16 protein-coding genes are annotated in these 13,821 nt (G+C 63.2%); 10 read left to right on the top strand and 6 right to left on the bottom strand.

Annotated elements, in window-relative coordinates; all coding sequences use genetic code 11:
- The 4 genes from WCZ84_RS11710 to rpsL all read right to left on the bottom strand — a co-directional run.
- On the bottom strand, positions 1–157 hold a 157-nt coding region (locus WCZ84_RS11710), incomplete at its 3' end, for a GTP-binding protein (RefSeq protein ID WP_372686461.1).
- Positions 158–216: 59 nt separating this feature from the next.
- Positions 217–2,319: an elongation factor G gene (gene fusA, locus WCZ84_RS11705; RefSeq protein ID WP_372686460.1), complete on the bottom strand. Its 2,103-nt coding sequence runs from the start codon at positions 2,317–2,319 to the stop codon at positions 217–219.
- A gap of 45 nt (positions 2,320–2,364) precedes the next feature.
- Entirely contained in the window at positions 2,365–2,835 is a 471-nt protein-coding gene (gene rpsG / locus WCZ84_RS11700) for a 30S ribosomal protein S7 (RefSeq protein ID WP_372686459.1), read from the bottom strand.
- A 148-nt stretch (positions 2,836–2,983) separates the two neighbouring features.
- Positions 2,984–3,358 (bottom strand): 30S ribosomal protein S12, encoded by a 375-nt coding sequence (rpsL, locus tag WCZ84_RS11695; RefSeq protein ID WP_372686458.1) that lies wholly within the window; start codon positions 3,356–3,358, stop codon positions 2,984–2,986.
- Between the two features lie 384 nt (positions 3,359–3,742).
- On the opposite strand from rpsL, the gene WCZ84_RS11690 reads away from it, so the two are divergent.
- From WCZ84_RS11690 to WCZ84_RS11660, 7 genes are all read left to right on the top strand, one after another.
- On the top strand, positions 3,743–3,871 hold the full coding sequence (locus WCZ84_RS11690; RefSeq protein ID WP_372686457.1) for a hypothetical protein: 129 nt from the start codon (positions 3,743–3,745) through the stop codon (positions 3,869–3,871).
- A gap of 36 nt (positions 3,872–3,907) precedes the next feature.
- The gene (gene dctP / locus WCZ84_RS11685) at positions 3,908–4,894 is read left to right on the top strand and encodes a TRAP transporter substrate-binding protein DctP (RefSeq protein WP_372686456.1); all 987 of its coding nucleotides are present in this window, start codon (positions 3,908–3,910) and stop codon (positions 4,892–4,894) included.
- Between the two features lie 88 nt (positions 4,895–4,982).
- The gene (locus tag WCZ84_RS11680; RefSeq protein WP_372686455.1) at positions 4,983–5,549 is read left to right on the top strand and encodes a TRAP transporter small permease; all 567 of its coding nucleotides are present in this window, start codon (positions 4,983–4,985) and stop codon (positions 5,547–5,549) included.
- A complete protein-coding gene (locus tag WCZ84_RS11675) occupies positions 5,546–6,847 on the top strand; it encodes a TRAP transporter large permease (RefSeq protein ID WP_372686454.1) in 1,302 nt (433 codons plus the stop codon). The genes WCZ84_RS11680 and WCZ84_RS11675 overlap by 4 nt, the downstream gene beginning before the upstream one ends.
- 96 nt (positions 6,848–6,943) lie before the next feature.
- Positions 6,944–7,657, top strand: coding sequence for an IclR family transcriptional regulator (locus WCZ84_RS11670; RefSeq protein ID WP_372686453.1), 714 nt, complete (start codon positions 6,944–6,946; stop codon positions 7,655–7,657).
- Positions 7,654–8,547 (top strand): VOC family protein, encoded by an 894-nt coding sequence (locus tag WCZ84_RS11665; RefSeq protein ID WP_372686452.1) that lies wholly within the window; start codon positions 7,654–7,656, stop codon positions 8,545–8,547. The genes WCZ84_RS11670 and WCZ84_RS11665 overlap by 4 nt, the downstream gene beginning before the upstream one ends.
- Entirely contained in the window at positions 8,544–9,413 is an 870-nt protein-coding gene (locus tag WCZ84_RS11660; RefSeq protein ID WP_372686451.1) for a sugar phosphate isomerase/epimerase family protein, read from the top strand. The genes WCZ84_RS11665 and WCZ84_RS11660 overlap by 4 nt, the downstream gene beginning before the upstream one ends.
- Positions 9,414–9,453: 40 nt before the next feature.
- Here the strand turns inward: WCZ84_RS11660 and WCZ84_RS11655 are convergent, their stop codons facing one another.
- Positions 9,454–10,929 (bottom strand): aldehyde dehydrogenase, encoded by a 1,476-nt coding sequence (locus WCZ84_RS11655; RefSeq protein WP_372686450.1) that lies wholly within the window; start codon positions 10,927–10,929, stop codon positions 9,454–9,456.
- Between the two features lie 175 nt (positions 10,930–11,104).
- Here WCZ84_RS11655 and WCZ84_RS11650 point away from each other — a divergent pair, with 175 nt between their 5' ends.
- The 3 genes from WCZ84_RS11650 to WCZ84_RS11640 are packed head-to-tail and all read left to right on the top strand — an operon-like array spanning position 11,105 to position 13,128.
- The gene (locus tag WCZ84_RS11650) at positions 11,105–12,001 is read left to right on the top strand and encodes a shikimate dehydrogenase (protein WP_372686449.1); all 897 of its coding nucleotides are present in this window, start codon (positions 11,105–11,107) and stop codon (positions 11,999–12,001) included.
- A gap of 28 nt (positions 12,002–12,029) precedes the next feature.
- Positions 12,030–12,479: a type II 3-dehydroquinate dehydratase gene (aroQ, locus tag WCZ84_RS11645; RefSeq protein WP_372686448.1), complete on the top strand. Its 450-nt coding sequence runs from the start codon at positions 12,030–12,032 to the stop codon at positions 12,477–12,479.
- A 16-nt stretch (positions 12,480–12,495) separates the two neighbouring features.
- Positions 12,496–13,128 carry a TetR/AcrR family transcriptional regulator gene (locus WCZ84_RS11640; protein ID WP_372686447.1) on the top strand — a complete coding sequence of 211 codons (633 nt, stop codon included), beginning with the start codon at positions 12,496–12,498 and terminating at the stop codon, positions 13,126–13,128.
- An 84-nt stretch (positions 13,129–13,212) separates the two neighbouring features.
- On the opposite strand, the gene WCZ84_RS11635 is transcribed toward WCZ84_RS11640, so the two are convergent.
- A partial coding sequence (locus WCZ84_RS11635) for a thiamine pyrophosphate-dependent enzyme (RefSeq protein WP_372686446.1) occupies positions 13,213–13,821 on the bottom strand: 609 nt, incomplete at its 5' end.

Genomic DNA, 13,821 nt, shown 5'->3' with positions numbered 1-13,821 from the left:
CGTTGTCGATCTGGTCGTACCCTTTGGCCTCGCCACCCATGGCCTTGGCCAGCACCGTGGTGATGGCCGCCGTGAGTGTCGTCTTGCCGTGGTCAACGTGGCCGATCGTACCCACGTTCACGTGCGGTTTGGTCCGTTCAAACTTGCCTTTTGCCATGATGAATCCTGTCTGAATGAAGTTGGATGCCTGCCCGGCCTCATGAGCCGGGCCTGTGATTATTTGCCGCGCGCCGCGATGACTTCGTCAGCAACGTTGCGAGGCGCTTCTGCGTACTGCTTGAATTCCATTGTGTAGGTGGCGCGCCCCTGGGTCTGCGAACGCAGGCTGGTGGCATAGCCGAACATTTCGGCCAGCGGAACCTCGGCCTTGATGTTCTTGCCGCCACCGGGGATGTCGTCCATGCCCTGAACCATGCCGCGCCGCGAGGACAGGTCGCCCATCACGGTGCCCGCGTAGTCTTCGGGGGTCTCGACCTCGACGTGCATCATGGGCTCGAGCAGCACCGGGCTGGCCTTGCGCATGCCGTCTTTGAAGGCCATGGACGCCGCCATCTTGAAGGCGTTTTCGTTCGAGTCCACATCGTGGTACGAACCGAAGAACAGCGTGACCTTGACGTCCACCACCGGGTATCCGGCCACCACGCCGGCGGGCAGGGTGTCCTGGATGCCCTTGTCGACGGCCGGGATGTATTCGCGCGGCACCACGCCGCCCTTGATGGCGTCGACGAACTCGTAGCCGCTGCCCGCCGGCAGGGGTTCGAGCTTGAGCACCACGTGGCCGTACTGGCCGCGCCCGCCCGACTGCTTGACGAACTTGCCTTCGACTTCTTCGCAGGTCTTGCGGATGGTTTCGCGGTAGGCCACCTGGGGCTTGCCCACGTTGGCTTCGACGCCGAATTCGCGGCGCATGCGGTCGACCAGCACTTCGAGGTGCAGCTCGCCCATGCCGGAGATGATGGTCTGGCCGGATTCCTCGTCGCTGTGCACGCGGAACGAAGGGTCTTCGGCCGCCAGACGCGACAGGGCGATGCCCATTTTTTCTTGGTCGGCCTTGGACTTGGGCTCTACGGCCTGCGAGATCACGGGATCGGGGAACTCCATGCGCTCGAGCAGGACGTGATCGCCCACGTCGCACAGGGTTTCGCCCGTGGTGACGTCTTTGAGGCCGACCACCGAGGCGATGTCGCCCGCGACCACTTCTTTGAGTTCGGCGCGGTTGTTGGCGTGCATCTGCAGGATCCGGCCGATGCGCTCTTTCTTGCCCTTGATGGGGTTGTACACGGTGTCGCCCGAGCGCAGCACGCCCGAATACACGCGGATGAAGGTCAGCTGGCCCACGAAGGGATCGGTCATCAGCTTGAATGCCAGCGCCGAGAGCTTCTCGTTGTCGTCCGCCTTGCGGACGATTTCGTTGCCTTCGTCGTCCGTGCCCCGAACGGGCGGAATGTCGATGGGCGAGGGCAGGTAGTCGATGACGGCATCGAGCATGCGCTGCACGCCCTTGTTCTTGAAGGCCGTGCCGCACAGCACCGGCTGGATTTCACCCGCGATGGTGCGGATGCGGATGCCGCGGTCGATCTCCTGCTCGGTGAGCTCGCCCGTCTCCAGGTATTTGTCCATCAGCTCTTCGTTGGCTTCGGCCGCGGCCTCGACCAGATTCTCGCGCCATTGGGCGGCCTCGTCGGCCAGCTCGGCGGGGATCTCGATGTACTCGAACTTGGTGCCCATGGAGGCCTCGTCCCAGATGATGCCTTTCATCTTGGTGAGGTCGACCACGCCCTTGAAGCCGTCTTCGGCGCCAATGGGAATGACGATGGGCACCGGGTTGGCCTTCAGGCGCAGCTTCATTTGCTCGAGCACCTTGAAGAAGTTGGCCCCGGTGCGGTCCATCTTGTTGACGAAGGCCAGGCGCGGCACGCCGTACTTGTTGGCCTGACGCCACACGGTTTCGGATTGCGGCTGCACGCCGCCCACGGCGCAATAGACCATGCAGGCGCCGTCGAGCACGCGCATGGACCGTTCGACCTCGATGGTGAAGTCGACGTGACCCGGGGTGTCGATGATGTTGATGCGGTGCTCATCGTACTGGTGCTCCATGCCGCGCCAGAAGGCGGTGGTGGCAGCCGACGTGATGGTGATGCCGCGCTCTTGTTCTTGCTCCATCCAGTCCATGGTGGCCGAGCCTTCATGGGTTTCGCCAATCTTGTGGTTGACGCCGGTGTAGAACAGGATGCGCTCGGTCGTGGTGGTCTTGCCGGCATCGATGTGTGCCGAGATACCGATGTTGCGATAGCGCTGAATGGGGGTTTTGCGGGCCATGGTGATGAGATTCCTGGGTGATGACCGACTGGCGTGCCTGCGGGCTTACCAGCGGAAGTGGCTGAAGGCTTTGTTGGCCTCGGCCATCTTGTGAGTGTCTTCGCGTTTCTTCATGGCGCCGCCGCGGCCTTCGGCGGCATCCATGAGTTCGCCGGCGAGGCGCTGATCCATGGATTTCTCGCCGCGTTTCTTGGCGGCTTCACGCAGCCAGCGCATGGCCAGCGCCAGGCGACGCACGGGGCGCACCTCGACCGGGACCTGGTAGTTGGCCCCGCCGACCCGCCGGCTCTTGACCTCGACCACCGGCTTGATGTTGTTGATGGCGTTGTTGAAGACCTCGATGGGCTCTTTGCCCGTCTTGGTTTCGATCTGCGCCAGGGCGCCATATACGATGCGCTCTGCCACGGCTTTCTTGCCGGAGAGCATGACGACGTTCATGAATTTGGCGAGCTCGACGCTGCCATATTTGGGATCCGGGAGGATTTCGCGTTTCGGGACTTCGCGACGACGGGGCATGATGATTTCCTTGTGACGATTCAGTTGAGCCGCCCATGGCGGCCACGGCTTCCATCAGGAGAGCCACTTACCTGCCGCGACCGAAGTGGCGGCTGCACCCGGGCACCCGGCGCCAGGCCGATGTACCCGCTGTTGAAACGAATGGGGGTTACTTCTTGGGCCGCTTGGCACCGTATTTGGAGCGCGCCTGCTTGCGATCTTTGACGCCTTGCAGGTCGAGCGCGCCGCGCACGATGTGGTAGCGCACACCCGGGAGATCCTTGACGCGGCCGCCACGCACGAGCACGACCGAGTGCTCTTGCAGGTTGTGGCCTTCGCCGCCAATGTACGAGATGACCTCGTAGCCGTTGGTAAGACGGACCTTGGCGACCTTGCGCAGGGCTGAGTTGGGCTTCTTGGGGGTCGTGGTGTACACGCGGGTGCACACGCCGCGGCGCTGCGGGCAGTTTTCCAGCGCGGGGCTCTTGCTGCTTTCGCGGCTGACCTCGCGCGGCTTGCGCAGCAATTGGGCAATGGTAGGCATGGCCTGCTGTTTCCTTTGTACTTGCGTACGGTGTCGTGTTTTCAAGCGGTATGCGCAAAAACCGCCTGACGCAAACGACGTAAAGAGCGGGCCTTGCACTGGGGCGGCCACCGCCCCACCGTCAACAAGGTGATTGGCTGCACCAATCACCCATAAATATTCAACTAAGCATGGCATGTTAACACGCGCAAAGCAGCACGTGCAAGCGCCTGCAGATTCGGGGAAACTCCCTACGGAATTCTATTTGACGTTACCGTGTTCCAACTTTTATAGTACGTTTCATGTACGAGTTGGTACATAAATGGAGCAAAAGTCATGCTGCATCCCAGGCTCTCTACAGCCCCCATCAAGCCCGGTGCAACGCCATGAAAGGCCGCGCAAGCCATGCAGGCGGCTGCCGATGCCGCCTTTGATCTGCCTGCGTTTCAGGCCTGCGCCAACCAGAAATACCTCGAATCCAGTCTGTCCAAAGACTGGCCCAAGGGCATGCTCGAAAGAATCAACGCACTCTGACCGCTCAGACAAGGGCACACACAAGGAGGAGAAACCATGAAATCCAACATTACGCGCCGTCAGGTACTGGTCGGGGGCGGGCTTCTGGCCGCGTCCTTCGCCTTCCCCGCCCTGGCGCAAGACAAACCGAAACTGCGGTTTTCCGCGGTCTTCACCGAACAGGACATCCGGGCCGACCTGGCCCGCATATTCGCCGACGGCATCAAGGACGACTTCGAGTTCGAGGGCTTCTATGGCGGCAACCTGTTCAAGCAGGGTACCGAGCTCGTCGCCGTGCAGCGGGGCAACCTCGAGATGGGCAACATCGCCCCCCAAGACGTCTCCAAGCAAGTGCCCGAATGGTCGATCGTGACCTCCGGCTACCTGTTCCGCGATCCGCAGCACGTGCAAAAATTCTTCAAGAGCGACGCCAGCGCAGAATTGCTGAAACTGGCCGAAGAGAAAGCCGGCATCAAGATCCTGGGGCCCACCTACTACGGCGTGCGCCAAGTCGGCATGAAGCCCGACAAGCACATCGAAGTGCCGGCGGACCTGGCCGGGGTCAAGATGCGCATGCCCCCGGGCGAGGCCTGGCAGTTCCTGGGTTCGGCCATGGGGGCCAACCCCACGCCCATGGCCTTCGCCGAAGTCTACACGGGCCTGCAGACGGGCACGATCGACGCACAAGACAACCCGCTGCCCAACGTCGAGACCATGAAATTCTACGAAGTCATGGACCAGATCGTGCTCACCTCGCACCTGATCGCCTTCGACCTATGGGCCATCTCCGCGAAGCTCTGGAACTCGATGACACCCGAGCAACAAGAGCGGATGCAGGCGGCGGCCGACAAGGCCATCGAGTATTCCACCGCCAAGCACATGGAACGCGAGCAGGAACTGGCCGAACTCTTCAAGAGCAAGGGCCTGAAGGTCTATACGCCCGACGTGGAAGCATTCCGCAAGCACGTCCAGCAAAAATACCTCGAGTCCGACCTGGCCAAAAACTGGCCCGAGGGCCTGGTCGACAAGATCAACGCCCTCTGACGCGTCTTCGGTGGCCGGTGGGGGCGGAATGAGCCGCCCGCCTTCGCCGGTCCACGTACTCCCCTTCCTACTGTAAGAAGAGGCCACCATGCAGGACCCTCTCGAGGCGCGTCCGGGCACGCCCGCCAGCCCTGGTCGCCGATCGGCACTGCAGCAGATCGGCAGGTGGCTGTACCGGCGTGCCGAAAACATCCTGGCGATCATGCTGGGGGTGATGTTCGTGGCCTTTCTGCTGCAAGTGTTCTTCCGCTACGTCATGAATTGGCCCAGCGGCTGGACCAACGAGCTCAGCTCGGTGCTGTGGATCTGGATCGTTCTGTGGGGCGCGGCCTTCGTCGTGCGCGAAAACGAGGAAATGCGCTTCGACCTCATCCTGACCTCGGTCGGGCCGCGCACGCGCTGCGGCATGTTCCTCATCACGGCAGTGGCCCTCATCGTCCTGTACGGCGCCTCGTTTCCTGCCATATTCGACTACGTGACATTCATGAAGATCGAGAAAAGCGCCTATCTGGGCATTCGCTTCGACTGGCTGTACTCGATCTACCTCATCTTCGTGATTGCCATCCTCGTGCGCTACCTTTGGCTCAGCTGGCAAGTGCTGCACGGCAAGGCACCCGAAGCCTTCGACCCCAACCAAGCGGGCGACGACGCATGAACCTGGCCAGCCCCTTCTCCCTGACCCTGTGCGCCATCACCGGGCTCGCCTTCCTGGGCCTGCCCGTGGGTCACGCGATGATCGCCGGCACGATCTTCTATCTGTGGATGGCGGGCCTGGATATGGGCACCGCGGCCGAGCAGTTCCTCAACGGCATGTTCTCCAACTACATCATCCTGGCGGTGCCGCTGTTCATCCTGGCCGCCGAGTTGATGAACATCGGCTCCATGACCCAACGGCTGGTGGTGTTCTGCAATGCCTTCGTCGGCCGGTTCCATGGCGGCCTGGCGCAGGTCAACGTGGTGCAGAGCGTGATCTTCGCCGGCATGTCCGGCTCGGCCATCGCCGACGCGGCTGGCCCCGGCAAGGTCATGATCAGCATGATGACCACCGACAACAAATATCCCACCAGCTACGCCGCTGCGGTCACGGCGGCCACGGCCGTGCTGGGACCCATCATTCCGCCGTCGATCCCCATGATCATCTACGCGCTGGTATCCGACGCATCCATCGGCTATCTGTTCCTGGCCGGTGTCGTACCCGGCCTGCTCATGGCATTGCTCATGATGATCCTGATCAGTTTCCAGTCCCGCCGGCGGAACTATCCGGTGGAACCCCCCACGCCGCTGCGCGCGCTGCCGGGCATCACCCGGCGCGCCTTCCCCGTTCTGATGATGCCGGTGGTTCTGCTGGGCGGTATCTATTCGGGTATCACCACGCCCACCGAAGCTGCGGCAGTCGCGGCCGCCTATGCCCTGCTCATCGCGACGCTGCTGTACCGCAGCGTCAGTTGGGCCGAGTTCTACCGTTCCATGCTCGCCAGCGCCCGCACCAGCGCGTCGATCGGGATGCTGATCGCCGGTGCCCTGGTCTTCAATTATGTGGTCACGGTCGAGAACATCCCGCAAACCATCAAGGCACTCCTGTTGGGCTGGGATCTCTCGCCCATCAGCTTCCTGCTGCTGGTCAACGGGATCCTGCTGCTGCTGGGCTGCCTGCTCGAAGGGACGACGATCATCCTCGTCATCCTGCCGGTCTTTCTCCCGACGGCCGCGGCACTGGGCATCGACTCGGTGCACTTCGGCGTCATCTGCGTGGTCAACATCATGCTGGGGCTGGTCACACCGCCCTACGGCCTGCTGCTCTTCATCATGACGCGCATCGCGCAGGTGCCGCTGCGTGCCCTGGTGCGCGACATCCTGCCGTTCCTGTTCTGCGCGGTGCTGACGCTGGCCCTGATGACTTTCAGCTCGGATCTGGTCCTGTGGCTGCCGCGCGTATTCGGCTACGCGGGCTAAGATGTGTCCGAGGTGCGCCAGGCAGACCTTAAAAATAGAACAGGATTCGGTTACAATGACATCTTCGCAACCTGCATCCCGCACGACGGAGTCCACATGAGCAGAGAAGGCGTTGCCGCGGTCGATCGCGCACTCACCATACTGGATGTCTTCATGAACGGCGAAGGCAGTCTCACCCTCACCGAGATCTCCAAGCGATCGGGCTTCTACAAGAGCACGACGCTTCGCCTGACAGAATCGCTGGAAAAGTTCGGCTACCTGCGTCGCCAAGAAGACGGCGCCTACCGGCTCGGCCCCAAGCTGCTGTATCTCGGCTCGCTCTATCAAAAATATTTTCGCAGCGCCGACCTCATCGTGCCGGTCCTGCGCAAGCTGGCCGCCGATCTCCAGGAAGGCGCCTCGTTTTTCATCCGCGAAAAAGACACCCGAGTCTGTCTGCACCGGGTGGATGCGCCCCGTTCCGTGCGCGATTCAGTCCACGAAGGCGATGCGCTGCCCCTGCAGGTGGGCGCATCCGGGCACGTCATCATGGCCTTCAGCGGTGCCACGGGTGCCAAGTACGACACCATCCGACGCAGGCTGTACGAAATCTCGCTGGGCGAACGCGACCCCGAAGTCGGCGCCGTGGCCGCACCGGTCTTCTCGATCGGCCAAGAGCTCGCGGGGGTCATCTCGGTCTCGGGGCCACGATACCGGTTCGATGAAAGCAAGATAGAAGAAATCATCCCGGTGCTCGTGCGGCGTGCCGCCGAACTCAGCGTCTCGCTCGGTAGCCGCTGGCCGGCCGACGCCAGCGAGGCGGCCGCATGAATCCCCCCACCGCTCCAGCGAACAACCCGCTGGAGATGTGCGGGATCGAGTTCATCGAATACGTCTCCAGCACGCCCGACGAACTTGGCGCGGTGCTGGTGCAGTTGGGCTTTCGGCTGGTGGCCCGGCACCGCTCGCGGGCCGTATGTTTGTACCGGCAAGGGCCGATCAACCTCATCATCAACGCCGACCCGCTTTCACGGTCATCGCTCGATCGCCCCGAGGGCGACAACCAGATCGGCGCCATCGCCATCCGCGTGGCCAACGCCACCCAGGCCTACGAGCGTTGCATACAGTGGGGCGCATGGCCCATCCCTACCCGCGCCGGGGCCATGGAGCTGAACATCCCGGGGATCCACAGCGTCGGCGATGCCATTCTGTATCTGGTCGACCAGCGCCGCAATGTGTCCATCTACGATGTAGACTTCGACTACCTCACCGACGACGGCGGGGTCGAACCTGTCGTTCCCGGCCTGCACGTGTTCGGCGTGGTCCAGTACATCCATTCGGGACGCAGCCCCGAGTGGATCGATTTCTACAGCCAGCTGCTGGGCTTTCGCGCCCTGCCGCCGCACACGCGGTTTGGCATCCTGCCGCATGGCACCATTCTGGAAAGCCCGTGCCAACAGTTTTACCTGCAGCTGGTCGAGCCCGTCGGCAACGCCCTGTTCGACACCGAATGGCACGAGCAGCTGGCCCGGCTGGCCTTCGGCGTCCCCGACGTCCTCGAGGCGGTCCGGGTGCTCAAGGCCCGCGGCGTGCCCTTCCAGGACAACGTCTTCATCGCGCCGGATGCGCATGGCGCCATCACGGCCGCCCTGTCCTACGACGTCAACTTCGAATTCGTGGGGCACAGCGCCGGCCAGCCTTTCCCCGAGCACACGCCTTGAACCGCACACACTTCGGCATCGACCTGGCCTGCATGGCGGGGCCGCTCGAACAGCGGCTCGCCGCCGCCGAGCAGGCCGGATTCTCACATGTCACGCTCTGGGCGCGCGATCTCGCGAACCACCCACGCGGCTACGAGGCCGCCGTGCAAGTCGTGCGCGAAAGCAGGCTGCAGGTCACCGGCCTGCAGCTGATGCGCAACTACGAGGGCCTCAGCGGGCCCGCCCACGAATACAAACTGGATATCGTCAAGGCGCTGCTGGACGTCTGCGTGGATGTCGGTGCCCCCCTGCTGCTGGTGTGTGCCTCGGCCGCCGCCGAACAGCACGAAAATGCCCTCGAGCGGGCCGAAACCGACTTGCGCAAGCTCGCCAATCTGGCCGTGCCCACTGGCGTGCGGGTAGGCTTCAAGGCCATCCCGTGGGGGCGTGCGATCTCCGACACCCAGGCGGCCTGGACGCTGGTCGATCGGGTGAACCACGCGAACCTGGGTCTGGTGCTGGATGCTTTTCACTTCATCGCCTCGGGCCTGGCCCTGGATACGCTAAACGACATTGCCGTCCACAAGATCGCGCTGGTCCAGCTGGCCGATTTCACCGTGCCATTCTTCCAGGAACGCGCTCTGCAGAACGCCGACCACATGCGCGTGTTCCCAGGCAGCGGGGTGCGGCAGGCGCAGGTGGCCGCTTTCGTGCGGCACGTACACTGGATGGGCTACGCGGGCAACTACAGCCTGCTGGTCTTCAACGACGACTACCGGCAACTACCAGCGCACGCCGTGGCCACCATGGGGGCGCAGGCCATGGCCTGGGTCAATACACAAGTGCTGCGCGGGCGGCTGCCACTCAGGCGCCACCCGCCATCCTGACACGCGCCATCCTGACACCCGGCACCCGACACCCAAGGGTTCACCGGCGAATGAACGGGTTGGGCACATCGAGGTCGGTGGAAATCCAGACGCTCTTGGTGTCCAGGTATTCGTACACCGCATCCGAACCTGATTCACGGCCGATGCCCGAGCGTTTGTAACCGCCAAAGGGCGTCGTCATGCTGGTAGCCCGGTAGTTGTTGACCCACACGGTGCCGGCCTTCAGTTTTTCCGTGACCAGCATGGCGCGGTGCAGGCTGCGCGTCCAGACCGCACCGGCCAGGCCGTAGAGGATGTCGTTGCCGATGCGGATGGCGTCCGCCTCGTCCTTGAAAGGGATGACGCACAATACCGGGCCGAAGACTTCTTCTTGGGCGATGCGCATGTGGTTGGCCACGTTGGTGAAGATGGTGGGCTCGATGAACTGCCCCGCACCCAGGTCGCTGCGCGCCTTGCCCCCCAGCACACACGTGGCGCCCTCATCGCGCGCGATCTGGATGTAGTCCAGAATCTTCTGGAACTGCGGACGCGTGGCAATGGGCCCGATCTGGGTATCGGGCTGTGTGGGGTCGCCCAGTTTGGCCGTGCGCACAAAGGCGATCAGACGCTCGATCAGCGCATCGTGGATGCTTTCCTGGACCAGCACCCGCGAGCCGGCCTGGCAGCTTTGCCCGGACGCGGCAAAAATGCCCGAGACGACGCCCTTGACGGCTTGGTCGAGATCGGCATCGTCGAAGATGATGTTGGGCGACTTGCCGCCGAGCTCGAGCGTGACGGTCTTGAGATGGCGCGCGGCCGCTTCGTAGATACGCTTGCCGGCGGCCTCGCCGCCGGTGAAGCCAATGTGCGCGACATCGGGATGCGAGACGAGCGGCTCGCCGACCTCGGGCCCGAACCCCGTGACCACATTCACCACCCCAGGCGGAAAGCCCGCCTGCTCGAACAAGGTGGCGAATTCCAGCATTGAAGCCGATGTGAACTCAGACGGCTTGACCACCGCCGTGCAGCCAGCCGCGAGCGCGGGGGCGAGCTTCCAGCTGGTGAGCGTGAGTGGGGAATTCCAGGGCGTGATGATGGCCACGACGCCCTTGGCCTCGTAGCGCGTGAAAGTGAAGACCCCCGGTTTGTCGGTCGGGATGACCTTGCTTTCGATCTTGTCGGCCAGGCCGGCATAGTAATGGAAATAGTCGCCCATATAGCGCACCTGGGCGACGACTTCCGACGAAAGCTTGCCATTGTCGCGCTGCTCGATTTCCGCCAGCCGCGGCGCGTGCTGGATGATGAGATCAGCCAGGCGACGCAGCAGTTGGCCGCGGCGCGTGGCGGTGAGCCCGCCCCACGGACCTTCGAACGCGGCATGCGCCGCGGCCACCGCGGCATCGACGTCGGCTGCGCTGCCGCGCGCGACCTGTGCCCAGATCTGCCCCGTGTAGGGGTTTTCAGTGTCGAAATAGCCCCCTTCGACTGGGGCGACGGGGGTGCCATTGATGAAATGATCGTACTGGGGCAGCGACATGATGGTTTCAGCCTTGTCTGGAAACAACCGGGTTCTCTCTCGTAGAATCTTATTCTGCTATATGGAATAACTCAAGCCTTGGGCCGCCACCCGTCAATTTGTATTGACGCAGCCAGCCCCGCGCCGATATAGTCTCTTTATGTACTAAACAGTACACCTTGCAGATGGACTTTTCATGCGATCAGATCATGAAACCCCCGCCTTGTTGCTCGGCCTGATCGGCGACGGCATCGGTGAATCACTCAGCCCCACCCTCTACGAAAACGAAGCCGCCCAACACGGTATCCTGTGCCTCTATCAGCGCATCGATCTCGGTGTGCTGGGGCTGGGCCCCGCGCAGCTGCCCGAGCTGCTCACCGCGGCCGAGCGTTTCGGCTTCGCTGGCCTGAACATCACCCACCCCTGCAAACAGGCGGTGATTCCCCACCTGCACGCGCTCTCCGCCGAGGCGCGCGCGATCGGCGCGGTCAACACCGTGGTGCTGCGCAACGGCCAACGCATAGGACACAATACCGATCACTACGGTTTCCTGCAGAACCTGCGCGAGCACCTGGGCCAGGACCATACCCCTCGCCGGGTGGTGCAGCTGGGCGCGGGCGGCGCGGGCGTCGCCGTCGCAGACGCCATCCTGCGGCTGGGGGCCAGCCAGCTGTCGCTCTTCGACCCGGCAAGCGAACGCGCCAGCCTGCTCGCCCATGCGCTGCAGGCCCGCTTTCCACAGGCCGAGGTCAAGGCGGGGGGCAACCTGGCCCGCGCCATGCACGAGGCCGATGGGCTGATCAATGCCACCCCCATCGGTATGCGCAAACACCCGGGCACACCGCTGCCGCCCGATCTGCTCGAGGCACGGCACTGGTTTGCCGAGATCATTTATTTCCCGCTGGAAACCGAACTACTCCATGCCGCACGGCAAAAAGGCTGCAAGACCATCGACGGGCTGGGCATGGTCGTGCATCAGGCCGCGCGCGCGTTCGAACTTTTTACCGACGGCATCCAGGCCGATGCGCAGCGGATGGCCAATCACGTCGCCCAGGTACTGACACGACACGGGGTGATCATGCATACTGACTGATTCCTCAAATTTCCACAGGACACCCGCCATGAAGATCCTCATGCTGCACGGCATCAACCACAATATGTTCGGCAAGCGCGATCCCAAACAGTACGGCACCATCACCCTGGCGCAGATCGATGCCCAGCTGGCGTCGTTGGCCAAGACCCTGGGCGCCGACATGGAAAGCTACCAGACCAACTGCGAAGGCGCGATGTGCGAACGCATCCACCAGGCGTACACCGACGGGGTCGACGCAGTGCTGATCAATGCCGGCGCATGGACCCACTACAGCTATGGCCTGCGCGATGCACTCGCCATCCTCACGGTGCCTATCGTCGAGCTGCACATGTCGAACATCCACGCACGCGAGCCCTTCCGCCACCAATCCGTGTTTGCAGAGATCGTGATGGGCCAGATCTGCGGCTTTGGCGTCGACAGCTACCTGTTGGCGCTGCGCGCAGCCGTCTCCGCCGTACAAGCGCGACAGGCCGGCTGACCCTTCGCGCCGCCCCGTGAAACCCGCCTCCTCACGCCGCGGCAAGCCAGCCGCCACCCGCCGCAACATTCTCGAAGTCGCCATCCGCGAATTCGCCAAGAAGGGGCTTGCGGGCGCCCGGATCGACGAGATTGCCGCGCAGACCGCCAGCAGCAAGCGCATGATCTACTACTACTTCGGCAGCAAGCAGGCGCTGTACCTGGCCGCCCTCGAGGCCTCTTATCGCAGCATTCGCGACATCGAGGGCAGCTTGCAGCTGGACAGCATGCCCCCCGATCAGGCCATGCGCACCCTGGTCGGCTTCACGTTCGACTACCAGTCGCAGAACCAGGATTTCGTGCGCCTGGTCATGAATGAAAACATGCATCACGGCCGATACATCGCGCAGTCGACCTCGATCAAGACACTCAACATCCCGGCGATCGACGGCATCCGCAAGATCTACGCACGCGGTTGCGCGCAAGGGCTGTTTCGCAGCGGCCTGGATCCGATCGATCTGCATGCCTCGATCAGCGCCCTGTGCTTCTTTCACGTATCCAACCAGCATACGTTCTCGCTCATTTTCAAGCGCGACATCATGGCGCCCGAAGCCTATGCCCAACGGCGCGCGAACGTGATCGAGATGATCCTGCGCTACATGGCCGCCTGACATTGCCGCGCCAGCCATTTGGCCCTGAGCCCTGAGGCCCTGAGGCCCTGTGGCCGGGCCGCAAGGCAGGCCGCGGCCCTGGGATCAATCGGTGCTCACATGAGAAATCTGCCGGCCCGGCGAATAAATGTCCAGGATATTCCAGTGGCCCGCGGTGGGCACCGGGTTGTTGCGCATCAGTACGTCGATGACAAAAGGCTTTTTACTGTCGATGGCCTGCACCAGCGCCGCCTTGAATTCGGCGGCGCTCTCGATGCGTACGCCCTCGGCCCCGTAGGCCCGTGCCACGGCGGCGTAATCCGGCGTATAGGGCTCGCCGTTTTTTGTGAACACGGTGCCCAGCGTCGTATCGAAATGGGCCTTCTGCAGGCCGGCAATCGTGCCGAACGCGCAGTTGTTCATGACCACCCAGACCACCGGGATGTCGGATTCGACGGCCGTTGCCAGCAGGGCCGGGTTCTGGCCGAAGCCGCCATCGCCCACCAGCGAGACCACGACCTTGTCGGGGCAGGCCAGCTTGGCGCCCAGCGCACCGGGCGCGCCAAAACCCATGGTGGCATAGCCGCCAGGGGTGAGGATGCTGCCGGGCTCATAGATGGGAAACTGCTGGCCCACCCCGTTCTTGTTCCAGCCCACGTCGGTGGTGATGATCGCGTCACGCGGCAGGACCTCGCGCACCTCGGCCAGGATGCG

It is taken from the genome of Castellaniella sp., from assembly GCF_041675725.1.
Taxonomy (GTDB): domain Bacteria; phylum Pseudomonadota; class Gammaproteobacteria; order Burkholderiales; family Burkholderiaceae_B; genus Castellaniella.
This window is presented reverse-complemented; position numbering and strand designations above follow the sequence as displayed.